This is a genomic window from Curtobacterium sp. VKM Ac-2884, from assembly GCF_015350945.1.
Lineage (GTDB): Bacteria > Actinomycetota > Actinomycetes > Actinomycetales > Microbacteriaceae > Curtobacterium.
Map to the genome: position 1 here is coordinate 291,909 of NZ_JADKSA010000004.1, position 23,218 is coordinate 315,126.

At 71.8% G+C, this 23,218-nt stretch carries 21 protein-coding genes; 9 read left to right on the forward strand and 12 right to left on the reverse strand.

From position 1 onward, the window contains the following. Nucleotides 1-170: 170 nt before the first annotated feature. The 6 genes from ITJ60_RS12945 to ITJ60_RS12970 all read right to left on the reverse strand — a co-directional run bounded on the left by ITJ60_RS12945 (nt 171) and on the right by ITJ60_RS12970 (nt 7,323). A complete protein-coding gene (locus ITJ60_RS12945) occupies nt 171-1,781 on the reverse strand; it encodes an inositol monophosphatase family protein (RefSeq protein WP_194648203.1) in 1,611 nt (536 codons plus the stop codon). Continuing rightward, the gene (locus ITJ60_RS12950; protein WP_228510205.1) at nt 1,778-2,854 is read right to left on the reverse strand and encodes an ABC transporter ATP-binding protein; all 1,077 of its coding nucleotides are present in this window, start codon (nt 2,852-2,854) and stop codon (nt 1,778-1,780) included. Before ITJ60_RS12950 ends, ITJ60_RS12945 begins: the two co-directional genes overlap by 4 nt. 44 nt (nt 2,855-2,898) lie before the next feature. Beyond that, the gene (locus ITJ60_RS12955) at nt 2,899-3,711 is read right to left on the reverse strand and encodes an ABC transporter permease (protein WP_123340755.1); all 813 of its coding nucleotides are present in this window, start codon (nt 3,709-3,711) and stop codon (nt 2,899-2,901) included. After that, complete coding sequence (locus ITJ60_RS12960; RefSeq protein ID WP_194648205.1) at nt 3,708-4,748, reverse strand: ABC transporter permease; 1,041 nt, start codon at nt 4,746-4,748, stop codon at nt 3,708-3,710. Before ITJ60_RS12960 ends, ITJ60_RS12955 begins: the two co-directional genes overlap by 4 nt. Then, nucleotides 4,745-5,902: an extracellular solute-binding protein gene (locus tag ITJ60_RS12965; protein ID WP_194648206.1), complete on the reverse strand. Its 1,158-nt coding sequence runs from the start codon at nt 5,900-5,902 to the stop codon at nt 4,745-4,747. Before ITJ60_RS12965 ends, ITJ60_RS12960 begins: the two co-directional genes overlap by 4 nt. A gap of 470 nt (nt 5,903-6,372) precedes the next feature. Further along, a complete protein-coding gene (locus ITJ60_RS12970; protein ID WP_194648207.1) occupies nt 6,373-7,323 on the reverse strand; it encodes a hypothetical protein in 951 nt (316 codons plus the stop codon). Between the two features lie 123 nt (nt 7,324-7,446). On the opposite strand from ITJ60_RS12970, the gene ITJ60_RS12975 reads away from it, so the two are divergent. Beyond that, nucleotides 7,447-7,869 (forward strand): DUF3054 domain-containing protein, encoded by a 423-nt coding sequence (locus ITJ60_RS12975; RefSeq protein WP_323749174.1) that lies wholly within the window; start codon nt 7,447-7,449, stop codon nt 7,867-7,869. Continuing rightward, complete coding sequence (locus tag ITJ60_RS12980) at nt 7,866-8,879, forward strand: LacI family DNA-binding transcriptional regulator (RefSeq protein ID WP_307861001.1); 1,014 nt, start codon at nt 7,866-7,868, stop codon at nt 8,877-8,879. The genes ITJ60_RS12975 and ITJ60_RS12980 overlap by 4 nt, the downstream gene beginning before the upstream one ends. Before the next feature lie 316 nt (nt 8,880-9,195). Here ITJ60_RS12980 and ITJ60_RS12985 read toward each other — a convergent pair whose 3' ends face one another. Further along, complete coding sequence (locus ITJ60_RS12985) at nt 9,196-9,849, reverse strand: spermidine/putrescine ABC transporter substrate-binding protein (RefSeq protein WP_131845375.1); 654 nt, start codon at nt 9,847-9,849, stop codon at nt 9,196-9,198. A gap of 71 nt (nt 9,850-9,920) precedes the next feature. Further along, on the reverse strand, nt 9,921-10,865 hold the full coding sequence (locus tag ITJ60_RS12990; RefSeq protein ID WP_194648210.1) for a DUF3097 domain-containing protein: 945 nt from the start codon (nt 10,863-10,865) through the stop codon (nt 9,921-9,923). A 78-nt stretch (nt 10,866-10,943) separates the two neighbouring features. Here ITJ60_RS12990 and ITJ60_RS12995 point away from each other — a divergent pair, with 78 nt between their 5' ends. The 7 genes from ITJ60_RS12995 to ITJ60_RS13025 all read left to right on the forward strand — a co-directional run bounded on the left by ITJ60_RS12995 (nt 10,944) and on the right by ITJ60_RS13025 (nt 19,179). Next, nucleotides 10,944-11,993, forward strand: coding sequence for a zinc-binding dehydrogenase (locus ITJ60_RS12995; RefSeq protein ID WP_194648211.1), 1,050 nt, complete (start codon nt 10,944-10,946; stop codon nt 11,991-11,993). Nucleotides 11,994-12,130: 137 nt separating this feature from the next. Further along, nucleotides 12,131-13,372 (forward strand): ROK family transcriptional regulator, encoded by a 1,242-nt coding sequence (locus ITJ60_RS13000; protein ID WP_123938924.1) that lies wholly within the window; start codon nt 12,131-12,133, stop codon nt 13,370-13,372. A 126-nt stretch (nt 13,373-13,498) separates the two neighbouring features. Further along, on the forward strand, nt 13,499-14,857 hold the full coding sequence (locus tag ITJ60_RS13005; protein ID WP_228510207.1) for an extracellular solute-binding protein: 1,359 nt from the start codon (nt 13,499-13,501) through the stop codon (nt 14,855-14,857). Continuing rightward, on the forward strand, nt 14,857-15,897 hold the full coding sequence (locus ITJ60_RS13010; protein ID WP_228510209.1) for a carbohydrate ABC transporter permease: 1,041 nt from the start codon (nt 14,857-14,859) through the stop codon (nt 15,895-15,897). The genes ITJ60_RS13005 and ITJ60_RS13010 overlap by 1 nt, the downstream gene beginning before the upstream one ends. Next, a complete protein-coding gene (locus ITJ60_RS13015; RefSeq protein ID WP_123340746.1) occupies nt 15,897-16,787 on the forward strand; it encodes a carbohydrate ABC transporter permease in 891 nt (296 codons plus the stop codon). Before ITJ60_RS13010 ends, ITJ60_RS13015 begins: the two co-directional genes overlap by 1 nt. A gap of 8 nt (nt 16,788-16,795) precedes the next feature. Beyond that, on the forward strand, nt 16,796-18,103 hold the full coding sequence (locus tag ITJ60_RS13020; protein ID WP_123340745.1) for a 6-phospho-beta-glucosidase: 1,308 nt from the start codon (nt 16,796-16,798) through the stop codon (nt 18,101-18,103). Further along, nucleotides 18,091-19,179: an N-acetylglucosamine kinase gene (locus ITJ60_RS13025; protein ID WP_323749175.1), complete on the forward strand. Its 1,089-nt coding sequence runs from the start codon at nt 18,091-18,093 to the stop codon at nt 19,177-19,179. The genes ITJ60_RS13020 and ITJ60_RS13025 overlap by 13 nt, the downstream gene beginning before the upstream one ends. A gap of 111 nt (nt 19,180-19,290) precedes the next feature. Here ITJ60_RS13025 and gap read toward each other — a convergent pair whose 3' ends face one another. The 4 genes from gap to ITJ60_RS13045 all read right to left on the reverse strand — a co-directional run bounded on the left by gap (nt 19,291) and on the right by ITJ60_RS13045 (nt 23,207). Beyond that, a complete protein-coding gene (gene gap, locus ITJ60_RS13030; protein ID WP_194648212.1) occupies nt 19,291-20,295 on the reverse strand; it encodes a type I glyceraldehyde-3-phosphate dehydrogenase in 1,005 nt (334 codons plus the stop codon). A gap of 111 nt (nt 20,296-20,406) precedes the next feature. Then, nucleotides 20,407-21,357: a GlxA family transcriptional regulator gene (locus ITJ60_RS13035; RefSeq protein ID WP_194648213.1), complete on the reverse strand. Its 951-nt coding sequence runs from the start codon at nt 21,355-21,357 to the stop codon at nt 20,407-20,409. 51 nt (nt 21,358-21,408) lie between these two features. After that, a complete protein-coding gene (locus tag ITJ60_RS13040) occupies nt 21,409-22,131 on the reverse strand; it encodes a methyltransferase domain-containing protein (protein WP_194648214.1) in 723 nt (240 codons plus the stop codon). Continuing rightward, a complete protein-coding gene (locus ITJ60_RS13045; protein WP_194648215.1) occupies nt 22,128-23,207 on the reverse strand; it encodes a type III polyketide synthase in 1,080 nt (359 codons plus the stop codon). Before ITJ60_RS13045 ends, ITJ60_RS13040 begins: the two co-directional genes overlap by 4 nt. Nucleotides 23,208-23,218: the final 11 nt, after the last annotated feature.

Consider the following 23,218-nt stretch of genomic DNA (forward strand, 5'->3'; position numbering starts at 1 on the left):
CGTACCCGACCCGCCCCGCGCCTCCAGTCCGCACCGTGCGCACCTGCACGACCCGTGCCGGGTTGGCAGCACCGTGCGCGCCTACAGCACCGCACTCAGCGGCCAACCCCGCACCAGAACGCAGGCTCCGCACCGTGCGCCGGCCACACCTGCCGCGCGCACGCGCCGACTCAGCCCGCCGCCGCGCCCGCGGCCACGCCCGCGGCGAGCGCGGCAGTCCACACCGCGTGCAGCTCGTCGGCCGCCCCGGGGTGCGCCACCAGGAACGGTTCGCCCACGGGCGGGAAGCCCTCGACCGGACCGGAGCGGGTCAGCACGATCCCGCCGGCCTCGTGCACGAGCAGCACGGCGGCCCCGTGGTCGACCGGGTTGAACGCCGACACGCACCCGCCGATCCCCCGGCCGGCCGCGACCTGCGCGATGGTCAGGGTGCCGGAGCCCTGCACCCGCAGCGTGCACGACCGGTCGGCCAGGGCGTCGAGGAACGCACCGAACCCGGGCCACGGCCGGTGCCCGTCGAGCTCGGTGCCGACGACCGCACCGGCGAGCGGTCGCGGGGTGTCGTCCAGCTGGAGCGCACGGTCGCGCAGGGTGGCACCGCGTCCGCGCCGCGCCTCGAGGACCTCGCCCCGCCACGGGTCGGCGACGACCCCGACGAGCGGGCGGCCACCGCGGGTCAGGCAGAGCGACATCGACGTCCAGGGCACCCCGTTCGCCAGGTTCGTGGTGCCGTCGACGGGGTCCAGGTACCAGCGGTGCCGGTCGCCGGGGGCGTCGCCGTACTCCTCGCCGGTGAAGCCGTGGGTCGGGAACGCCATCCGGACGCGGGACCGAACGTGCTGTTCGACCAGTCGGTCCACGTCGGTGACGAGGTCTGCGGGGTTCGCCTTGGTCCGCACCTCGCTGACGGGGTGCTCGCGGGTGAAGGCGATGACCTCGTGCGCGATGCGGTGTGCCAGGGCCTGGGCGCGCGAGGCGACCTCGGTCTCGGTCGGCTCGCGGTCCCGTTCCGGCCAACCGTCCCGCTCTGCGGACGACAGTGCGGCGCCGATCGCGCCGACGTCGTTCGTGGTGATCGAGTCGACGCCGAGCCGTGCCGCCCAGAGCGCCGGTTCGGCCTCGTCCACGGTCCAGACGGCGACCCGCAGCCCCAGGGCGTGCGCAGCCTCGATCGTGCGCGGGGTGAGGAACGCGATGTCGAGGTTCAAGGTGGACGGGGTCAACGCCTCGAGGTCTGCCGGAGCGGGCGGGTCGAGCGACTCCCACGCGAGCCAGACGTCGGCGTCGGGCAGCACCGAGCGGACCGCCGCCATCGCCGCCGGCGCTCCGCACCACGCCACGGTGGTGGACGCGGTGGACCCCGCGACGGTCCGGGCAGCGACGAGTCCGTCGGCCGCGTCCGTCAGGTCGACGAGCAGCACCGAGTGGCAGCCGTCGAGCCGTTCGAGGGCGGCGTCGAGCCGCGGGATCCGGTCGAGGCCGTTGCCGAGCCGGGCGACGTCGCACCAGGCGACGTCGGACACCCGTCGGGCGTCACCCCACATCCGGCCGAGGGTCTCGTCGTGCAGCAGGACGGCGACGTCGTCGGCCGTGCGACGGACGTCGACCTCGATGACCTCGGCGCCGAGCGCCTCGGCGACCGCGATGGCGGGCAGGGTGTTCTCGCGCCGGACGCGCGGCGCACCGCGGTGGGCGACGAGCCGTGGCGGACGCACGCCGGGCCTCCCGGTCGGGCTGGTGGCGACCACCTGGTCGGCGGGCGCCGACACCGGGGCGCTCATCGGGTGCCCTCGAGCAGCGCGCCGTCGCGGTACACGAGCACCTCACCGAGGCGGACCCCGGTCTCGGTGCCGACCGCCGGGGGTGCTCCGGTGACGAACGCGCGGAGCTCGGCGCCGTCGGCGGCCAGCACCACCTCGGCGAAGTGCCCGCGCATCAGCACGCGGGCGACGGTCGCACGGATCGGCGAGTCGTCGGTGAGCACGACCTGCTCGGGTCGGATCAGGACCGTGTCCGCGACGGTGGGGCTGACCGACGTGCCGGCCAGGAACCGACCGGCGACGGGGCTCGTCGACCCGATGAACGACGCGACGAACCCGGTGGCGGGGCGGGCGTACAGCTCGGTGGGCGTCGCGATCTGCTCGATGCGGCCGTCGTGCATGACGGCGATCCGGTCCGAGATGCTGAGCGCTTCGTCCTGGTCGTGCGTCACGATGACGGTCGTGATGCCGAGGCGCTGCTGGATGCGCCGGATCTCGTCGCGGACGCTCACCCGGAGCTTCGCGTCGAGGTTCGACAGCGGCTCGTCGAGGAGCAGCACGTCGGGCTCCTGCACGATCGCCCGCGCCAGGGCGACCCGCTGCTGCTCGCCGCCCGAGATCGCCGTCGGCTTCGACCCGGCGTGGTGGCTCAGCCCGACGAGTTCGAGCGCCTCGCGCACCCGCTCCGCCACCCGCTGCTTCGGCACGCGTCGGGTCCGCAGCGGGAACGCCACGTTCTGCGTCACCGTCATGTGCGGCCACAGCGCGTAGTTCTGGAACACCATCGCGCTCGGCCGACGCTCCGGACCGATCGACGTGACGTCACGGTCCCCCATCGTCACGACGCCGCCGTCGGCGGGAAGGAACCCCGCCACCATCCGGAGCGTGGTCGTCTTGCCGCACCCGGACGGGCCGAGCAGCGAGACGAGCTCGCCCTTCGCGACGTCGAGGTCGATGCCCGCGACCACGTCGCGTCCGCCGAGCGTCTTGCGCAGTCCGCGGATGGTGAGTCCGCCGGTGCGGGCCCGGTCGGTCGTGCTGCCGTCGGCCGGGAGGCCCGTGGTGCGTTCCGCGACGAGGGTCGTGTCCGTCATCTGGTCGCCTTTCGTGCTGGTGGTGGTCATCGGTGTCTGTCGCTTCATCGGATCTGGAAGCCGTCCGCCAGGCGGCCGCCCATGATGTGCTTCCGGGCGAGCAGCAGCAGGACCACGGACGGGATGCTGAGCGCGATCGCGAACACCGCGGAGACCTGGCGTGGGGAGTTGAGGACGAGCGAGTACATCGCCGTCGGCATCGTCATGTAGGTCGGCGCGCCGACCAGGTACGTGCCCTGCGCCTCGTCGAACGACGCGAGGAACGACATCACCATCGCGACGAGGATCCCCGGCCACGCGATCGGGAACGTCACCCGCCAGAAGGTCCGCCAGCGGCTCGCTCCGGCGTCGCGTGCTGCTTCCTCGAGGGACCGCGGGACGGCCGAGAACGCGGCGGCGGGCAGCCAGGTCATGAACACCACGCACCCGAGGACGTGCACGATGAGGATGCCGGTGACCGTGTTCATGAGGTTCAGCGCGGTGAACATGGCCGACATCGTGACGAAGAGGCCCATCTTCGGGAACGCGTTCGTGGCGAACAGCCCGACCAGGACGAGCCGGCGCCCGGGGAACTCGATGCGGCTGATCGCCCACGCGGCCGGCAGGCAGACCACCGCGGCGATGAGGACCGTCAGCGGGGCGAGGACGAGCGAGTTCTGGACGGCGACCGCCAGGCTCCGGTCCTCGAACACGGTGCCCCACCACTGCAGCGTCCAGCCGTCGGGCAACAGGTTCGGGTAGGTCCACGTCGTGGCGAAGGCACGAGCCGCCAGCCAGAGGAGCGGGCCGAGCACGAAGACGGCCAGCACGACGGCGGTGGCCCAGACGAGGGTGTTCCCGGTGAGTCGCTTGATCACGGCTGCTCCTGCTTCTGCTGCTGCTTCCGCAGCTCGCCGGCGTTCGCCCGGACCGTCGAGCGGAGGTAGAACACGCTCGCGGCCGCTGCGAAGGCGAACACGATGAACGCCATCGCCGTCGACTGCTGCGGGCGGTTGTAGGCCTGGAAGTACTTCGAGATGTCGACGCCGAGCATCGTCGGGGCGTTCGGACCGGTGAAGTACGGCACCGTGAACGACCCGAGGACCCCGATGACGGTGAACGTCGTCGCGATGACGAGCGGGGTCGCCGCCATCGGCAGGAGCACCTGCCAGACCACCCGCCACGTGCTCGCGCCGGCGTCCTTCGCGGCCTCGACCAGGGCGTCCGGGGTGCCCTGCAGCGCGCCGGCGATCATCAGCACGGCGAACGGCAGGCTCGTCCAGACGCTGCCGAACACCACGGCGACGAGGGTGTAGCCCCACACCGGGACGTCGAGGCCGAACTGGGCACCGAGGCTGCGGAGGAAGCCCTGCGCGTCGGTGAACGTCAGGACCGACCAGCTCGCGATGACCACCGGCACGAAGAGTGGGACGACTGCCAGGACGCTGAGGCTCTTGCCGAGGAGACCACCGCGGAGCCGGAGGATCACCGCCACCGCCACGGCGAGCGCCACGGTCAGGCCGGTCGACAGCGCGGTGACCCCGAGCGTCGCGACGAGGTCGCGCAGGAACGTGGCGTTGCCGAGCAGGGTGCCGTACACCGCGAACGAGAACCCACGAACGGTGTCGCCGCCGATGTCCGCGAGTGCCTGGTTCAGGCCGCCGGTGAACCCGAGGCTGAACAGGGCGGCGTTCACGACGGGGACGCCGACGAACAGGACCACGACGAGGACGGGCGCCGCGACGAGGGCGAGGCCCTGCCACCGCCGACGGCGGTCGAGCCGTTCCTGGACGGACAGCCGACCTGCGGTGTCCGCGGTGCCGTGGGCGGGCGACGGGACGGGCGGGAGGCCCTTGGCGGAGTCGCCACGGGCCTCCCGGTCGGTCGCCGGGCCGTCCTGGACGGTCTGGGTCACTGCGGGACCTTCGCGTCCCACGCCGCGTTCATGTCGGCGGCGAAGTCGCTCTGGAACCCGAGGCGCAGCTGCGAGGGGTTCGCGTCGGCGAACTGCTCCGCGACCGACGCCGGCAGGCTGTCGAGCGGGATGACCGGGTAGCCGGAGACGGCGCTCGCGACGAGCTGCTGCCCCTTCGAACTGAGGACGAAGTCGGCGAGCTTCTCGGCTGCCGCCTTCTTGGCCTTCGGCTCGGTCTTGGGGATGCCGAGGAAGCTCGCGCTGCCGGTGAACGACGGATCGTCGATCTGCACGGCCTTGACGGTCTTCGGGATGATGCCGGTCTTCTGCGAGGTGATGAACTGGTCGCTCCAGACCGGGGCCATCGCGATCTGGCCGCTGCCGAGCAGCTGCACGACCTGGTCGTTGCCGTTCGGGTAGACCCCCTTCTGGTACGTCGAGGGGCCGAGGTCCTCGAGCGCTGCGAAGCCCTTGTCCCACTTCGACTCGAGCGACTTGTCGTACGTCGTCTGCATCGTCGCCTGCTCATCCGCGGTCAGGTACTTCGCGAGCACCGTGGCGACGAACGAGCCGCCGGAGCCGCCGGACGACGGGGAGTTGTACGCGAACTGACCGGGGTTGGCCTTGATCCAGGCGAGGAGGTCGTCGAGGGTCTCCGGCGGGTCCGTCACCTTGCTCGAGTCGTACGCGAGCAGGACGCTCGAGGCGCGGTACGGGATCGCGCTGTCGCCGCCCTGCTGCTTCGTGGCCTCGGGGACGTCCTTCAGGTTCGGGATCGTGCTGTCGCTGACCTTCGCCATCAGGCCGGCCTTGCCGGCGGTGGAGACGAAGCCGGCGTCGACGAGGTCGTACGCGACGGACTTGCCGGCCTTGACCGCCGTGGACAGGTTCGCCTGGGTCTGCGCGTCGTGCTCGCCGTGCAGGTCGATGCTCGTGCTGACGTGGATCTTCGGGTTCGCCTTCTCGAAGGCGGGGATGAGCGACTTGTCCCAGAGGTCCTGGACGTTCGTGTCGCCGCTGATGAACACGGTGAGGTTCGTGGTGCCGCCGCTCGTGTCCGCGGCGTTCGAGACGTTGGCGCTCTGGACGCAGCCGGACAGTGCGACGATCGCGGCCGCCGCGATGGCGAGGCCGGCGAGGACTCGGGTCTTCACGTGGGTTCTCCCTGTTCCGTGGTGGTGCGGTGGGGTCGTGCGGGGTGGGGTGTGCGGGGCTGTGCGGGCGGGCCGTGTGGGAACGTTCCCGCGCCGAGGTCGAGTGTGGCGCTACCGGGTGAACGCCGGGTGCCGCGGGCGTCGCCGCCGAGTGAACTCCGGGGGCCGCGCGGGCGGCGGCGGCGCGGGGGCGGGTCGGAGTCGGGGTCGGTGGCGCGGGGTCGGCGACGGCGCGCCCGCACCGTGCCGGCCTCGCCACCAGGTGCGAGGTTGACCGCTCCGTGCCCGCCTACAACTTCGCACCGAGCGGGCAGCTCATCCCCGAGCGGCGAATGTCGCACGGTGCGAAGTCGGTCGGACCCACCGATGACCTCGCACCGAGCTGACTTCCTGCCGCTGACCGCGCGACTTCGCACCGTGCGCCGCCTTGAGGGCCGGAACAAAGTCGCACGGTGAGCGGTCGAGCGGTCTCAGCGCGACATCCGCACGCCAGCCTGACGGAGCTTCGCCCGCAGGGTCCACTCGTTCCGCAGGTCGGACCAGGTCAGCCGGAGCACGATTCGGACCTCGGGGAACGCGCGGAGACGGTCCTCTCGGATCTTCTCGTCGAGTAGCGCTTCCTCAGGGGTACGCCCGCGCAGGTACTCACTGCGCTGGTACTTCACGGCACCGTCGAACTCCACCACCACCCCGGACTCCGGGAACCAGAAGTCCACGACGATGTCCGGCTCGCCCGCCGTCCGGAACCGGTGTTGGAGGACGGGGGTCGGCGTACCGAACTGGTCGAACCGGGCGCGTGCGTAGGACTCCCCGGGTGAGTCCGACGCGGCGTCGGCGAAGTCGACGGCCCGCAGTGCTCGCCACCGGCCCTTCTGTCCCCGCCGCTCGATGGCCGACCGGACCAGGTCTCGCTCCACCGCACGGCGGAGGAGCGAGTCAAGGGCGACGATCGCATCGGTGAAGGGCAGCGTGAGCGCCAGATCCGTCGCCAGCCGCTCCAGCCCGCACAGCACCAGCCCATCCGGTGTCGTCACTGCTCGTCGGTTCCGCTCGGGGTCGAGGTCCGCGTGCACGATGAAGGTCGCGTTGGTGGTCCGCCGGTCGCCGCCGCTCGAGGTCACGTGGATCCGCGTCGGTGGCGGGGTCAGGAGCGGCACGCCGAAGACCACCGCCGCGGACACGTGGGACACCAGGTCTCCTGGCCGGATGCGGTCGGCGAACGAGCGCACGCGGACGTGGTGCTGCTCGGTGGTTCGGAGTGCTGCCCATCCAGCGGCCTCCGCGTACAGACCGCGTGCGACCCGGATGAGCTCTCCTGCCGCCGCCCGTCGTCTGATGACGTCGGACTCGTCCGGCCGCTGCGCTGATGTTCGGTAGGTGAGGACTTCGGGGACTGGTGCGAGCTTGAGGTTCATCGACATGCCCCGATGGTCGGGAACCCGGTGGACGAATGCAGCGCCGGACACGAGCCCTGTGGACGGATCACCGCCCGCATGCCGTGTGGAGGAATGAGTCCCACCACCGGAGGCTGCGAGACTGTCCGGGTGAACACACGCACCTGGGGTTGGCTCGCAGCCGTCATCGACGTCGTCCTCATCGTCGTCTTCGCGCTCATCGGCCGCTCCTCCCACGGCGAGGGCAACACCGCACTGGGCATCTGGACCACCGCCTACCCGTTCCTGGCGGGCTGGGCGATCGGGTACGTGACGAGCGGAGCCTGGGCGCGCCCACTGCGCTTCTGGCCGACCGGCGTCGTCGTCTGGATCCTCACGGTGTTCGTCGGCATGGCGATCCGCGTCGCCACGGGTCAGGGCGACGTCGACGGCAACCCGCTGCCGATCTCCTTCGTCATCGTCGCGACGATCGTGCTCGGGGTGTTCCTGCTCGGATGGCGCGCGATCGCCCGCGGGGTGCTGCGCTTCACCGCGTCGCGGTCCGGACGAGACGCCGCAGTGTCCGACGCGTGAACGGTGGCCGCGGGTCCCAGCCGACCATCCTCGACGTCGCCGCACGAGCAGGCGTCTCGAAGTCCGCGGTGAGCCGTGTCCTGTCCGGCACCGGACGGTTCTCCGACGAGACCCGTGAGCGGGTCGAGCGCGCCGCAGCCGAGCTCGGGTACGTCGCCAACGCCATGGCACGCGGGCTCGTCAGCGGTCGGACGCACACCATCGGCATGCTCGTCCGCGACGCGTCGTCGATGGTCTACACCGCACTGCACGCCGTGATGGAGCGCCGCGCGTCCGAGCTGGGCTACCGCGTCGTCACCACCACGGGTGTCGGCCGTGTCGAGGACGAGAAGTCCGCACTCGCCGCACTCGTGTCGATGCGGGTGGACGGCCTCGTGGTCTGCAGCGGCCTGATGCCGTCGACCGACATCGCCGAGTTCGCACCGCGGATCGCCACCGTGGTCGCCGGTCGGCCCGAACTCCACCCGGCACTGTCCAGCGTGTACTGCGACGAGGTGGACGGTGGCGCGACCATCGCCGACGCCGTCGCCGACGCCGGCCACGGCACGGTCGCCGTACTCACCGTCCCACTCGACAACGCGATCACGCAGCACGCCCGCTCGACGGCGATGGTCGAACGGCTCCGCGCGCGTGGTGTCCGGGTCATCGACATCGACGCCAGCTTCGTGCGGCCGCCCGACGACCTCGCCGCTGACCTGGTCGACGCGATGCACGAGTCGGACGTGACCGCGGTGATGTGCCCGACGGACCGGCTCATGCTCGACGTGTGCGAGGCGCTCGCTCGCCGCGGTGTCCGGGTCCCGCACGATCTGTCGGTCACCGGGTTCGACGGCGTGTACCCCCTCGCGAGCGACTGGATCGGGTTCACGACGCTCGAGCAGCCGATCGAACGCATCGGCCGCGAGGCGATCGACCTCGTCATCGGCCGGATCGACGACCCGACGCGTGCTGTCGAGCACCGCTCGCTCCGGGGCACGGTCGTCCCCGGCCGCACGCTGCTTCCCCGCTGACTGACGGACCACGCTCGGTGCGAACTTCGCCGGCCGGTGCAGGTTCAGCGTGACGTGCACGGTGCGGCCCAGGGTGGACGGTGTGAGCTTCATGGGCACGTGCGAGGTTCCCGAGTGCTGCACGGTGCGAGCTTCGCCGGCCTGTGCAGCAGTGATGGCTCGGTGCGGTGCCACAAGGGCGCACGGAGCGGGCAACCCCGCACGGATCGCGGGACTCCGCACGGTGCGGGCTTCGCCGCCACCGCCACCACCGCCACCGCCGCCGCCGCGCGCCGCGCGCACCGCACCGCCGCGCGCCGCGCCGCGCGCGCCACGGCTAGAACAGCCCGCTGCGCGGCCCCTCGTCCGGACCGTCGAACCCGCGGAACATGTCGGACACGAGTGCCTCGATCTGCGGTTCGACCAGGCGCTCGACCGCCTCGGCGATGCGGGGCCGGTGGTCGATGAGCGCCAGGCACACCGCCGTCCCGGTCGAGCGAGCGCACTCGTCGGACAGCTCGATCTCGTGCCGGAGCGCCGCCTTGGCCTCGTCGGACAGCGGCTCCCTCGGTGCCTGCTCGCCCGCGCCCGTCCCCGCCAGCTCCCCGAGCGTGAAGAGGAACGGCGAACCCGGCGAGGGCTCCGGATCGACGTCGAGGCCCTGGAACTCGGGCGACAACCCCTCCGCCGGCTGGTACCCGGCGTGCCGCTTCCGCGCCGCGGCCCGCTCGAGCTCGCGCTGCAGCAGCGGCAGGTTCTTGGCGGTGTAGTCGTCGACGGCGTCCTCGACGATGGTCGAGATCCGGCCGATCAGCGCGTGCTGGACGGCGTGCGGGACGTCCTGCCCGAAGCCGGCGGCACTCGCGATCGGGGACCCGGTGCACTTCCGGCAGATGCGGGTGCGCGGGCGCGCGGTCCCGATCTGCCAGCGTGGCAGCCAGCGCAGCCAGACGTCGACAGCGCTGCGCACGCGTCCGTCGATGCCGTCCATGCCCCAACGATACGGAGCGGAGGCGCGGATCACCCGCTCATTCCGCTCGCCGACCCAGAACGGCCGGGTTCTCAGGCCTTGGGTTCCGTCACGAAGTCGATGAGCTCCTCGACGCGGCCGAGCAGCTGCGGCTCGAGGTCGGCGAAGGTGCGCACCTGCCCGAGGATCCGCTGCCACGCCCGGGCGATGTCGGCCTGCTCGGCGTTCGGCCACCCGAGCGCCTGGCAGATGCCCTTCTTCCACTCGATCGACCGCGGGATCGTCGGCCAGGCCTGCAGTCCGACGCGTGCGGGCTTCACGGACTGCCAGACATCGACGAACGGGTGCCCGACGACGAGCACGTGCGCTCCCCACTTGCCACGCATCACGGCGTCGGCGAACCGGGATTCCTTCGACCCGGGCACCAGGTGGTCGACGAGCACGCCGACGCGACGGTCTCGCGAGGGCTGGAACGCATCGAGCACCGACGCGAGGTTGTCGACGCCGGAGAGCTCCTCGACGACGACGCCCTCGACGCGAAGGTCGGTTCCCCAGACCTTCTCGACCAGTTCGGCGTCGTGCTTGCCCTCGACCATGATGCGCGAGGGCAGGGCCACCCGAGCACGCTGCGACTCCACCGCGAACGATCCGGACGCGGTGCGGAGGCGACCACCGTCGGACGTCTGCCGCACGGCGGGCGCGGCCCCGGGCCTCCAGTCCGAGTGAACGGAACCCAGCGAACCCGGCGAGCCGGCAGCGGCTGCGGCAGACCGGCCGACCGGCGCCTGCGGGCGGCCCAGCGTCACGAGCTCGCCCTCGAGCAGGAACTGCCCGGTGAAGGGGAAGGAACGGGTGCGGCCCTTCCAGTCCTCGAGCGCGATGTTGCCCGCCTCGAGTCCGACGACGGCGCCGGCCCACCCGGAGTCCGGGTCCTCGAGCACCATGTCTCGTTCGAGCGGCACCTGCCGCACCTTCTTCACCCCGCGGGAGCGCCAGTCTCCCGAGAGCACGTCCCCGCCGTACCGGTCGTCGTCCACCCGCACGAGGGTACTGTCGACGTCGGCCCGGACGACGTCGACCGCGCCGACACCCACCATCTCGACGGAAGGCCTCCCGTGCGCGCAGCCATCATCCACGCCCCGAACGACATCCGCGTCGAGGAGCGCGACCGCCCCTCGGTCCTCACCCCGACGGACGTCGTCGTCAAGGTCGTCGCCGCCTGCGTGTGCGGCTCGGACCTGTGGCCGTACCGCGGCGTCACGAAGACGAAGGAGCCCCGGCCGATCGGGCACGAACTCGTCGGCGAGGTCGTCGCCGTCGGCGACGCGGTCACCGACCTGCACGAGGGCGACTTCGTCATCTCCCCCTTCACCATGAACGACGGCACCTGCCAGGCCTGCCGCCACGGGATGACCAGCGGCTGCGACCACCTGTCCGGCTTCGGCGGGAAGGACGCGTACGGCGACCCGGTCGGCGGCGCCCAGGCGGAGTACGTCCGCATCCCGGACGCGTCCGCGACGCTCGTCGCGGTGCCCGGCCCCGTCGACCCGGCGCTCGTGCCGTCGCTGCTGACCCTGTCCGACGTCTTCTCCACCGGGCACCACGCTGCGGTGTCGGCGGCGGTCGGTCCGGGCAAGACGGTCGTGGTGGTCGGCGACGGCGCGGTCGGCCTGTCCGCCGTCCTGGCCTCGAAGCGGCTCGGTGCCGAGCGCATCATCGCCATGAGCCGGCACGCCGATCGCCAGGCGCTGGCACGTGAGTTCGGCGCGACGGACATCGTGTCTTCCCGTGGCGAAGAGGGCGTCGCGGCGATCCGCGAGCTGCTCGGCGGCGACCTGGCCGACTGCGCGGTGGAGGCCGTGGGCACCGAGGAGAGCATGGACCAGGCGCTGCACTCGGTGCGCGCGGGCGGCAACCTCGGCTTCGTCGGGGTCCCGCACGGCGTGCCGACGATCGGTACGCGCTACCTCTTCGACACGAACATCGCCGTCGCGGGTGGCATGGCGCCGGCACGGAAGTACATCCCGGAGCTGCTGCCCGACGTGCTGTCCGGAGCGATCGACCCGGGGCGCGTCTTCGACCTGGAGCTGCCGCTCGACGAGGCCGCCGAGGCGTACCGGGCGATGGACGAGCGCCGGGCGATCAAGGTGCTGCTGCGGCCGTAGGCGCCGGTCGCTCACCGGCGCCCGGCCGGCGTCCGGCGCGCCTCCGTCGGGGCGGCACGTTTCGCGCAGCAGAACGCGTGTTTCGAATCGGTAAACAAACCTTTCAGTAAAGAAGGTTGTCCGTTACAGTCCTCGACATGACCACACGAGGACGCACCCCCGGCCAGCCCGGTCTGCTGCGCGTCCTGAACGACCGTGCGGCCCTCGAGCTGCTGCTCGACGACGGCCCGCTCACCCGCAACGAGATCGCGCAGCGGACCGGGCTCAGCAAGCCCACCGCTGCCGAGATCATCCGCCGGCTCGAGTCGGCTGCGCTCATCCGCCAGGCCGGCACGGACACGCAGGCCGGGCGCCGCGGGCCGAGCGCCGTCGTGTACGAAGCGATCACCGACCGCGACCTCGGTGTCGCGGTGGACGTCCAGCTCGTCGACGTCCGGTCGACCGTGGTGGACGCCGCCGGTCGCACGTTCCCGGTCGCCACGCACCGGATGTCCGAGGCCGAGGTGCGCTCCCCCGGCGCCGACATCGTCGCCGCCGCGATCTCCCGTGCAGCCGCCGCGGCCGGCGTGGACCCCGAGCTCGTCACCGCCGTCGCCGTGGGTGTGCAGGCGAGTGTCGACCACGCCACCGACACCCTCATCTTCACCGATGGACTGCCCGGCTGGCCTCGTGAGCAGGTCAGCACGACCCTCTCCGCCGAGCTCGGCGTCCACGTCGTCGTCGAGAACGACGCCAACCTCGCCGCCATCGCCGAACGCAACATGGGCGCCGGGCGGGCTCCCGGGTCGTTCGCGCTCTTCTGGATGGCCGAGGGCCTCGGCATGGCCCTCGACCTGCACGGTCACCTGCACACCGGTGCCTCCGGTGCCGCGGGTGAGATCGGCTACCTCAGCGTGCCCGCAGACGCACGCTCCATCGACCCGACGGCCACGATCGTCGCGGACCTCATCTCCGAGTCCGCGATCATCGCCCTGGCCGCCGAGCACGGGATCACGGCACCGGACGGCACCGCAGCCGACTGGCGCCAGGTGCTCCCGCAACTGCCCGGCCTGCCCGAGCAGCACCCCTTCACCGTCGCCCTCGGCGAGCGCGTCGGGCACAACGTGCTCCCCGCCCTCGCCGTGGCCGATCCCGAGACGGTCGTCCTGCACGGCCCGACCGGGATCGCCGGTGGCCCCGCCCTGGCCGCCGCCGTGACCGCCTGGCTCCGGACCCGCTCGCGCTGGTCCACCGCCGTGGTCGCGCCCGGCGTCCCCGACACCCCCGTCCTGCACGGTGCGCGGCACGTCCTCATCGACGTCGTCCGCACCGCGCTCGCGGACCGGCTCGAGCGCATCAGTGACGATGCCCCGACGCCGGACCCCGTCGAGCGCCCCTGAACGTTCCACCCGCACCACTCGAGGCACCATCACCCAGCCCTGTCACAGGGCTCTTCGTCGCGCCCGGAAACGGGCAGCGCCCGGAAACGGACGGCGACGGAGCGAGACCAGAGAGCGAGTACCGCCTTGTCCCTCCCCGAACCGAACGTCCCGCGCCGCCGGGTGTTCCGCCGCATCGCCACCGCCACGGCCGTCGCCGCCGTCGGCGCCCTCGTCGTCGCCGGCTGCAGCTCCGGCAGCAGCGCCGACTCGATCGAGAAGAGCGCCCCGAAGGAGCTCAAGGGCACCGTGTCCCTGTGGCACTTCTTCACCGGCCGTGAAGCCGGCGTCGTGAAGACCGCCGTCGAGGGCTTCGAGAAGGCCAACCCCGACGTCACCGTCGACATCCACGCCGGACAGGACGACGAGAAGCTGCAGAAGGCGATCTCGTCCGGCCAGAACATCGACGTGGGTCTGTCGTACTCGACCGCCATCGTCGGCAGCTTCTGCTCCTCGGGGGCGTTCCGCGACCTGTCGCCGTACATCAAGCGCGACAAGGTCGACCTGTCCGACATCCCGAAGGCCGTGCAGTCGTACACGCAGTACAAGGGCACGCGCTGCACCCTGCCGGCCCTCGCCGACGTCAGCGCGCTCATGTACAACAAGCCGCTGCTCGAGAAGGCGGGCATCACGGCCCCGCCGAAGACGCTCGACGAGCTCAAGACCGACGCGCTGAAGCTGACGACGTACAACGCCGACGGCTCCATCAAGCAGCTCGGCTTCAACCCGCTCATCGACTTCTACGAGAACTCCCCCGAGCACTGGGCGCCGATGGTCGACGGTTCATGGCTCGACAAGGACGGCAACAGCGTGATCGGCACGTCCGACGCGTGGAAGAAGCTGATCACCTGGCAGAAGGGCTTCGTCGACGAGATCGGCTACGACAAGCTCAAGGCCTTCACCTCCGGCCTCGGGCAGGAGTTCGCGGCCGACAACGCGTTCCAGACCGGTCAGGTCGCGATGCAGATCGACGGCGAGTACCGCACGGCGTTCCTCAAGGACCAGAAGCCGGACCTGGACTACGGCACGTCCCCGACCCCGGTGATGGACGGCCTCGGCAACTACGGCTCGACGTACATCGCGGGCAACGTCGCAGGCATCGCGAAGGGGTCCAAGAACCCCGAGCTGTCCTGGGCGCTCCTGAAGTACCTGTCCACCAACACCGACGCGCAGGTCACGATGGGCAACGGTCTGAAGAACATCCCGACGCTCACCTCGGCGCTGGAGTCCCCCGACCTCGAGGTCGACGAGAACTACAAGACCTTCGTCGACGTCGCGGGCAACAAGGACACGATGACCTCGCCCGGCACCGCGGACGGCGCCGCCTACATCGGCACCTTCACGAAGTTCTGGCAGGCCTACCAGCAGAACGGCGGCGACCTCGACGCGAAGCTCGAGAAGCTGGACTCCGACATCGACAACGCGAACCAGCTGGCTGGTCCGTGATGAGCCTCACCACCAAGACGACCGGCCGGGAGGCGCGGCTCGCCCGCGCCGCCCGGCCCACGGACCCGACGGGGTCCGGTCCGGTGCCCCCGGCGGCTCCGCGACGTCGGCCCCGCTCCGCAGAGTCCCGGCGCCGCCTCGTCGCCCTGACGATGCTCGCGCCGGCCCTGGCGGGCCTGGTGATCTTCTTCGCCTACCCGCTCGTCGCGTCGATCTTCTACTCGTTCACGCGCTACAACCAGCTGCAGGAGCCCGAGTTCGTCGGGCTGCTGAACTACAAGTTCCTGTTCACCCAGGACCCGCAGATCGGGCCGGCGGTCGTGAACACGCTGTGGTTCGTCGTCATCCTGGTACCGGTCCGGATCGTGTGCGGACTCCTGGTCGCCGGGCTGCTCAGCCGGGCCAAGACGGCGACCGGGTTCTGGCGGACGCTGTTCTACCTGCCCGCCCTCGTCCCGCCGGTCGCGAGCGTCGTGGCGTTCGTCTTCCTCTTCAACCCGGGCACCGGGCCGGTGAACCAGATCCTCCGGGTCTTCGGCATCGACGGCCCGCTGTGGTTCAACGACCCGGCGTGGTCGAAGCCGTCGCTCGTGATCCTGGGCGTCTGGGTGATGGGCGACATCATGATCATCTTCCTGGCGTCGCTGCTCGACGTGCCGCGCGACCTGTACGAAGCCGCGTCGCTCGACGGTGCGAACGGCGTCCAGCAGGTCCGGCACATCACCCTGCCGACGATCGCCCCGGTGATCGGGTTCGCCGCCGTGACGGGGGTGATCGCCGCGCTGCAGTACTTCACCGAAGCGGCCGTCGCCTCGGGCGTCGCGAGCGGCAAGGCGACGATCGGTGGCGGGACCGCCGCCCAGCTCGGCTACCCGGGCACCTCGCTGCTCACGTACACCGAGCTGCTCTACCAGCACGGGTTCGCGAACTTCCAGTTCGGCTACGCGTCCGCCATGGCCGTGGTCCTGTTCGTGATCACCGCCGTGGTGCTCGTCTTCACGATGCGCCGGATCAGTGTGTTCCGGCCGGAGGAGTCCTGATGACCGCTGTGTCCCAGTCCCCGCTCACCCGGGCGCCCCGGGGTTCCGCTCCCCGCACCGGCAGGCCGCGCGGTCGCACGCTCGTGTGGATCGCCGAGCACGCCGCCCTGGTGGCCCTCGGCGTCCTGACCATCGCGCCGATCGTGTTCGTGGTCCTGACCTCGCTGATGTCGAGCAACCAGGCCCTCACGGCGTCGATCGTGCCCCGGCCGTTCGACTTCTCGAACTACGCGCGGGTGTTCACCGAGCTGCCGCTCACGCAGTGGTTCGGCAACTCGTCGATGTACGCCGTCCTCGCCACCGCGTTCATGCTCATCAGCTCGGTGCCGGCGGCCTACGCGCTCGCCCAGATCAGGTTCAAGGGCGCGAACCTGATCTTCACGGTGATCATCGTCGCGATGCTCCTGCCCCCGCAGGTCACCGCGGTGCCGGTCTACGTGATGTGGTCGCACCTGCACCTGACCGGCACCCTGTGGCCGCTCATCCTGCCGAACCTGCTCGGCGACGCCTTCAGCATCTTCCTGCTCCGCCAGTTCTTCATGACCATCCCGAAGGAGTACGGCGACGCCGCCCGCATGGACGGCTGCAGCGAGTGGGGCGTGCTCTGGCGGGTGGTCGTCCCGATGGCCCGCCCGGGCATCGCGTCGGCGGCGATCTTCATGTTCTTCCACTCGTGGAACGACTACTACGGCCCGCTCCTGTACGCGTCCGAGAACCAGGCCGCCTGGCCGGTGGCGTACGGGCTCGCCACGTTCCGCGGACAGCACGGCACCGACTGGTCGATGACGATGGCGATGACCGTCGTCGTCATGGTCCCCGTCGTCATCATCTTCTTCTTCGCACAGAAGGCATTCGTCGAGGGCATCGCGCTCACCGGCGTGAAGGGATAGCAGCTCCAGTGAAACTCACAGTCGTCGGTGGCGGATCCACCTACACCCCCGAACTCGTGGACGGCTTCGCCCGGCTCCGCGACCAGCTCCCCATCGACGAGCTCTGGCTCGTCGACCCCGACCCGGTGCGCCGAGAACTCGTCGGCGGCGTCGCCAAGCGGATGTTCGCGCACGCTGGCCACCCCGGCACGATCCACGTCACCGACGACGTCGTCGCCGGGGTCACCGACGCCGATGCCGTCATGTTCCAGCTCCGCATCGGCGGGCAGGCCGCACGGCAGCAGGACGAGACGTGGCCGCACGAAGCGTGCTGCATCGGGCAGGAGACCACCGGTCCGGGCGGGTTCGCGAAGGCGCTCCGCACCGTGCCCGTCGTCCTGGAGTACGCCGAACTCGTCCGGAAGCACGCCAAGCCGGACGCCTGGATCGTCGACTTCACGAACCCCGTCGGCATCGTCACCCGCGCCCTGCTCGAAGCCGGGCACCGCGCCGTCGGCCTGTGCAACGTCGCGATCGGGTTCCAGCGCCGCTTCGCGAAGGAGTTCGGCGTCGCCCCCGACCACGTCCGGCTCGACCACGTCGGCCTGAACCACCTGACGTGGGAGCGCGGCGTGCACGTCACGGGCGCGGACGGCGTCGAGCGCGACGTGATGGCGGACCTGCTCGCCGAGTCGGACGGTGCCCTCGGCCGGACGGCGGAGAGCGTGCACATGCACCCGGATCTCCTCCGCCTGCAGCACGCGATCCCCTCGTACTACCTGCGGTACTTCTACTCGCACGACATCGTGCTGCAGGAGCAGCTGCACGAACCCACCCGTGCCGAGGCCGTCATGGAGACCGAGCGGGCCCTGCTCGCGAAGTACGCCGACGAGTCCGTCGTGACGAAGCCCGCCGAACTCGAGCAGCGCGGCGGCGCCTACTACTCCGAGGCGGCGATCGACGTGCTGTCCTCGATCCTCGGCGACCGCGGCGACGTGCAGGTCCTGAACGTGCGGAACGACGGCACGTTCCCGTTCCTGCCGGACGACCACGTCATCGAGGTGCCGTCGCGCGTCACCCGCCAGGCGATCACGCCGTTGCCGGTCTCCCCGCTCGACCCGGACATGGTCGGTCTCGTGTCGCACGTCGCCGGGTACGAGCGGCTCGCGCTCGACGCCGCGGTGCACGGCGGCCGCGACCGGGTGCTCCGCGCGATGTGGGCGCACCCGCTCGTGGGGCAGGTGGACAAGGCGGAGCAGCTCACCGACCTGCTCCTGGCCGCGAACGCGGAACACATCCCGTGGGCGCGATCGGAGCAGGTGACGTGGGCGGGCTGAGCCGGACCGGCGAGGCGGGCCCGGCCCGAGCCTCCCGTCCGCCCGCGCCGGTCCCGCCGGACGCCACCGACGTCGTGCTCGCCGTCGACGGCGGCGGCAGCAAGACCGACGTCGTCGCGATCGCGCTCGACGGGACCATCGTCGGGCACGCACGCGGTCCCGGGTCGAACCCGCAGACGCGGGGATGGGACCTCGCCGGCCCGATCCTCGACGACGTCCGCGCGCGGGTCGTCAGCGAGCTGGGCGACCGGCGCATCCGGACGACGCACGTGTACCTGGCCGGGCTCGACCTGCACGACGAGCTCGTCGCGGCGACCGCGGCCCTCGCGCACTGGGCCGAGGACGGCGGCGAACCGCACGTCCTGGACAACGACCTGTTCGCGCTGCTGCGGGCCGGCACCCTGTCCCCCGACGCCGCGGCCGTGGTGTGCGGCACCGGGATCAACGCCCTCGCGGTGCGGGCCGACGGCACGACCGCACGATTCCCGGCCATCGGGGACGTCTCCGGCGACTGGGGTGGCGGCGCATGGCTCGGCAACCGGGCCCTCTGGCACGCGGCGCGGGCCGACGACGGGCGCGGTCCGGAGACGGCACTGGTCGACGCGGTGCCGGCGGCGGTGGGCCTGCGCAGCGTCCGCGAGGTCACCGAGGCAATCCACTTCGGCCGCTTGGACCAGCGGGTGTTCAACCGGCTCTGCCCGGTGCTGTTCGAGGTCGCAGGAGCAGGAGACGCCGTCGCGACGAGCGTCGTCGAACGGCAGGCCGAGGAGATCGTCCTGCTCGCCGCGGTCGCGCTCGAGCGGTTGGGCCTCGGTGGTTCGGCGGCCGAGCCGGTGCCCGTCGTGCTCGGCGGCGGCGTGCTCGCTGCTCGGCACCCGTTGCTCGTGGACGGTGTCGTCGACGGGCTCGCTGCCCGGGTCCCCGGAGCGGTGCCGACCTGGGTGACCGATCCCCCGGTGCTCGGCGCAGGGCTCGCGGCGCTGGAGTCGGTCGGTGCCGACGACGCCGCACTCGAGCGGTACCGCGAGGCCGTGCGCTTCCGTGCCTTCGCGAGCACGACCGCGCTGATCCGCTGACGCGCTGCCGACGTCACCCGAGACTCGGTCTGAGCGACACGGTTCGCGCTCCAGAGCGCGAGAACTGTCGCTCAGGCCGAGTCTCGCGGCCCGCGGCCCTCGGCCCGCGGCCTACGCGCGCGCCAGCATCCCGAGCGTGTCGACCACGCGGTTCGAGAAGCCCCACTCGTTGTCGTACCAGGCGACGACCTTCACGTGCCGGCCCCCGTCGACGCGGGTGAGCAGCGAGTCGAAGATGCTCGACTCCGGCCGCCCGGTGATGTCCGTCGACACGAGCGGGTCCGCCGTGAACGCCAGGACCCCGGCGAGCGGACCGGAAGCCGCGGCACGGTAGGCCTCGTTCACCTCGTCCACGGTCACGTCCCGCGAGACGACGGTGTTCAGCTCGACGATCGACCCGACGGGCACCGGCACGCGGATGGCGTCACCGGACAGCTTGCCCTCCAGGCGGGGCAGCACCAGCCCGATGGCCTTGGCCGCCCCGGTCGTCGTCGGCACGATGTTCACACCGGCAGCGCGGGCCCGACGCAGGTCGCGGTGCGGCCCGTCCTGCAGGTTCTGCTCCTGCGTGTACGCGTGCACGGTGGTCATGAACCCGTGCTCGATCCCCGCCAGGTCGTCGAGCACCGATGCCAGGGGTGCGAGCGCGTTGGTCGTGCACGACGCGTTCGAGATCACCGTGTGCACGGCCGGGTCGAACGTGTCCGAGTTCACGCCGTACGCGATGGTGGCGTCCGCTCCGGTGGCCGGCGCACTGATCAGGACCCGTCGGGCGCCGGCGGACAGGTGGCCGGCTGCCGCGTCGCGTGCGGTGAAGCGTCCGGTGGACTCGAGGACGACCTCGACGCCGAGTTCGGCCCAGGGCAGGTCCGCCGGCGAGGTCGATGCGAGCACGCGGACGCGGCGGCCGTCGATGACGAGTGTGTCGCCGTCGACCTCGACGGTGCCGTCGAACGGCCCGAGGGCGGAGTCGTAGCGGAACAGGTGCGCGAGCGTGTCGGGGGCGGTCAGGTCGTTCACGGCGACGACCTCGAGGTCGTCACCGCCCCGTGCGAGCAGGGCGCGGAGCGTGTTGCGGCCGATGCGGCCGAAGCCGTTGATGGCGATGCGGGTCATGTGGAGTTCCTTTCGTTCCGTGGTCCATGCTCACGGGCCGGGAGGCACGGCTCCAGTGGCAGGGACGCCAGCGTCCGAAAGGATGTCGCCACCACCGCCGCGACGGCGCGGTCAGTCCTGGAACGTCCGTCGGTACTCGGTGGGCGAGGTCCCGAGGATCCGCCGGAAGTGCGTCCGCAGGTTCGCGTCGGAGCCGAGGCCCGCTCGCTCGGCCACCTGGTCGACGCCGAGGTCCGACTGCTCCAGGAGCTCCCGCGCGAGGTCGACGCGCGCCCGCAGCACCCACTGCATCGGCGTGTACCCGGTGTCCTCCACGAACCGGCGTGAGAACGTCCGGGTCGACACCGTGGCGTTCCGCGCGAGCGCTTCGAGCGTGAGCGGCTCGGCGAGGTGCCGGAGCGCCCACTCCCGGGTGTCGGCGAACACGTCGCCGAGCGGTTCGGGAACGCTCCGCGGCACGTACTGCGCCTGGCCGCCGCTGCGGTACGGGGCGCTGACGAGCCGTCGGGCGACGTGGTTCGACAGCGCCACACCGTGGTCCTGTCGGACGATGTGCAGGCACAGGTCGATCCCGCTCGCGGCGCCGGCACTCGTCAGCACCGAGCCCGCGTCGACGAATAGCACGTCCTCGTCGACGTCCACCTCGGGGTACCGCTCACGGAGCACCCGCGTGTAGTGCCAGTGCGTCGTCGCCCGGCGGCCGTCGAGCAGCCCGGCTGCCGCGAGCGCGAACGCCCCCGTGGAGATCGCCGCGATGCGGACGCCGCGCTCGTGGGCCCGCGCGAGTGCCCCGACGACGTCGGTCGGCGGCGCCGAGTCCGACGGGCGGCGGTAGCCGGGCACGAAGACGGTCTCGGCCCAGTCCAGTGCCTCCAGCCCGTGGTCGACCGCGTAGGCCAACCCGTCGCCGCCGGTGATCCGACCGACCCGGGGGCCGCACACCCGCACCTCGTAGGGCATGCTCGGCCGGTTCGAGAACACCTGCGCGGGGATCCCGACGTCGAGCGGTTTCGCGCCGTCGAGCACCAGGACCGCGACGCGGTGCAGTGGGAACGCAGCCATACCGGCGACGCTAGCGGACGTGGCCGCCCGGCTCGCGGAGTGCCCTGACCGTCAGGCGTCGCGGACGGCCAGCACCCGGTGCGGCGATGCCCGTTCCGCTCGCCACCCGGTCGGCAGCGTGTCCCGCAGCTCCGCCAGGGTGAAGGACCGGCGGATCGACCGCAGGCCGTCGACCCGGACGAAGGTCCCCGCGGACACCAGCGGCGATGCCAGCGCGTACGCCCGGTAGGCCTCGCGTGACCGACGGATGTCCGAGTGCACACAGCGACCCGACGCGAGCGCCGCCGAGTCCGCCAGGAACCCGTTCCGCTCGTCGTCGCCCAGGTGGTGCAGGACGTGGTTCGACACCACGACGTCGAACCGCTCGCCCGCCGTGACCAGGTCACCGCTCGACTGCTGCCGGAAGGTGACACCCCGCGGTGCCCGCCGGTTCGCCGCGTCGATCGCCCGCGGGTCCGGGTCGACCCCGACGACCTCGACGTCGAACCCGTCGCTCGCCGCCCACCGCACGACGGCCCGGGCCAGGTCGCCGCCGCCGCACCCGAGATCGAGGACCCGGGCGCGGCCGTTCACCGGCAGGGCCGGAACGACGTGGGTCCGCCACGCCGATCGCCAGCCGCTCACCAGGGCGTTGACGAGGGCGAAGCGCCGGAAGGTCCGCGCGAGCGCGCGCGGGTCACAGTCCGGGTCGTCCATGAGTTCGGTCAGGTCCACCGCGCGCGTGCGCAGGTCGAGGACCGGGAGGCCCGTGGAGCCGCCGTCAGGACGGCTCACGTGCGCACCGTGGTCAGTCGCGCACTCTCGACCGTGAGACCGGGGCCGAAGGCGAGCGCCACGACGGCAGCACCGTCCGGGATCCCGGCGTCGAGGGCCTCGCGGAGCACGAACAGCACGGTCGCGCTCGACATGTTCCCGTGGTCGCGCAGCACCGTCCGGCTCGCCGCGATCGCCGTGTCCGGCAGGTCGAGCGCCTGCTGCGTGCGGTCGAGGATCGCACGCCCCCCGGGGTGCACGGCCCACACCGGCACGTCGGCGGCCGGTCCGTCGAGCAGCGACGCGACGGCCTCGGCGACGCTGCTGCCGACGAGCTTGGGGACCGCGGTGCTCAGGACCATCTCGAAGCCCTCGTCGCCGATGTTCCAGGCCATCTCGCCGGCGCTCTCGGGCACGACGGCGGTGGCGAACGCGTCGAGGCGCAGGCCGGGGCCGTCGGCGGTGACCACGACAGCGGCGGCACCGTCCCCGAAGACGCTGTTCGCGACGATCTGGTCGGGGTCGTCGCTCGCGCGGACGTGCAGGGTGCAGAGCTCGGCGCAGACGACCAACACGACGGCGTCCGGGTCGGCCTCGGCGAACGCGGCCGCGATCCGGAGCGCCGGGAACGCCGCGCAGCACCCCATGAACCCGATGTGGTGGCGGAAGACGTCACGGCGCAGGCGGAGCTCGGTCACGATGTCCAGGTCCGGGCCGGGCTGCGTGAAGCCGGTGCACGACACCGTGACGACGTGGGTGACGGACGCCGCGTCGACGGCCGCGCGGTTCAGGGCGTCACGAGCAGCCTCGACGAAGAGCGTCGGTGCGAGCTCGCGGTAGCGGTCGTTGCGGGTGCCCGTCGAGGGCGAGTGCAGCGCGCCGTCCGCGTCGCGGAACGCGCCCGCTGGACGGCTCCGGTCGAGTTCGGCCAGCACGGTGTGCCGGTGCTCGACCGCCGAGGCGTCGAAGGCTGCGGGGACGAGCCGCCGGCCGAGACGACCGAGCTCGGGCTGCGCAGCGAAGAGGTCTCGCACGGCAGCCTGCTCGAGCGTCGTCTCCGGGACGGCGGTTCCGATGGCGCGGATCGTTGCGGACACGACTCATCCTG

What these genes read in the sequence shown, in the direction of transcription:
- ITJ60_RS12945 (WP_194648203.1), bottom strand. Translation starts at nt 1,781, where the DNA reads ATGAGCGCCCCGGTGTCGGCGCCCGCCGACCAGGTGGTCGCCACCAGC.
- ITJ60_RS12950 (WP_228510205.1), bottom strand. Translation starts at nt 2,854, where the DNA reads ATGACGGACACGACCCTCGTCGCGGAACGCACCACGGGCCTCCCGGCC.
- ITJ60_RS12970 (WP_194648207.1), bottom strand. Translation starts at nt 7,323, where the DNA reads ATGTCGATGAACCTCAAGCTCGCACCAGTCCCCGAAGTCCTCACCTAC.
- ITJ60_RS12985 (WP_131845375.1), bottom strand. Translation starts at nt 9,849, where the DNA reads ATGGACGGCATCGACGGACGCGTGCGCAGCGCTGTCGACGTCTGGCTG.
- ITJ60_RS13000 (WP_123938924.1), top strand. Translation starts at nt 12,131, where the DNA reads ATGACCACACGAGGACGCACCCCCGGCCAGCCCGGTCTGCTGCGCGTC.
- ITJ60_RS13010 (WP_228510209.1), top strand. Translation starts at nt 14,857, where the DNA reads ATGAGCCTCACCACCAAGACGACCGGCCGGGAGGCGCGGCTCGCCCGC.
- ITJ60_RS13015 (WP_123340746.1), top strand. Translation starts at nt 15,897, where the DNA reads ATGACCGCTGTGTCCCAGTCCCCGCTCACCCGGGCGCCCCGGGGTTCC.
- gap (WP_194648212.1), bottom strand. Translation starts at nt 20,295, where the DNA reads ATGACCCGCATCGCCATCAACGGCTTCGGCCGCATCGGCCGCAACACG.
- ITJ60_RS13035 (WP_194648213.1), bottom strand. Translation starts at nt 21,357, where the DNA reads ATGGCTGCGTTCCCACTGCACCGCGTCGCGGTCCTGGTGCTCGACGGC.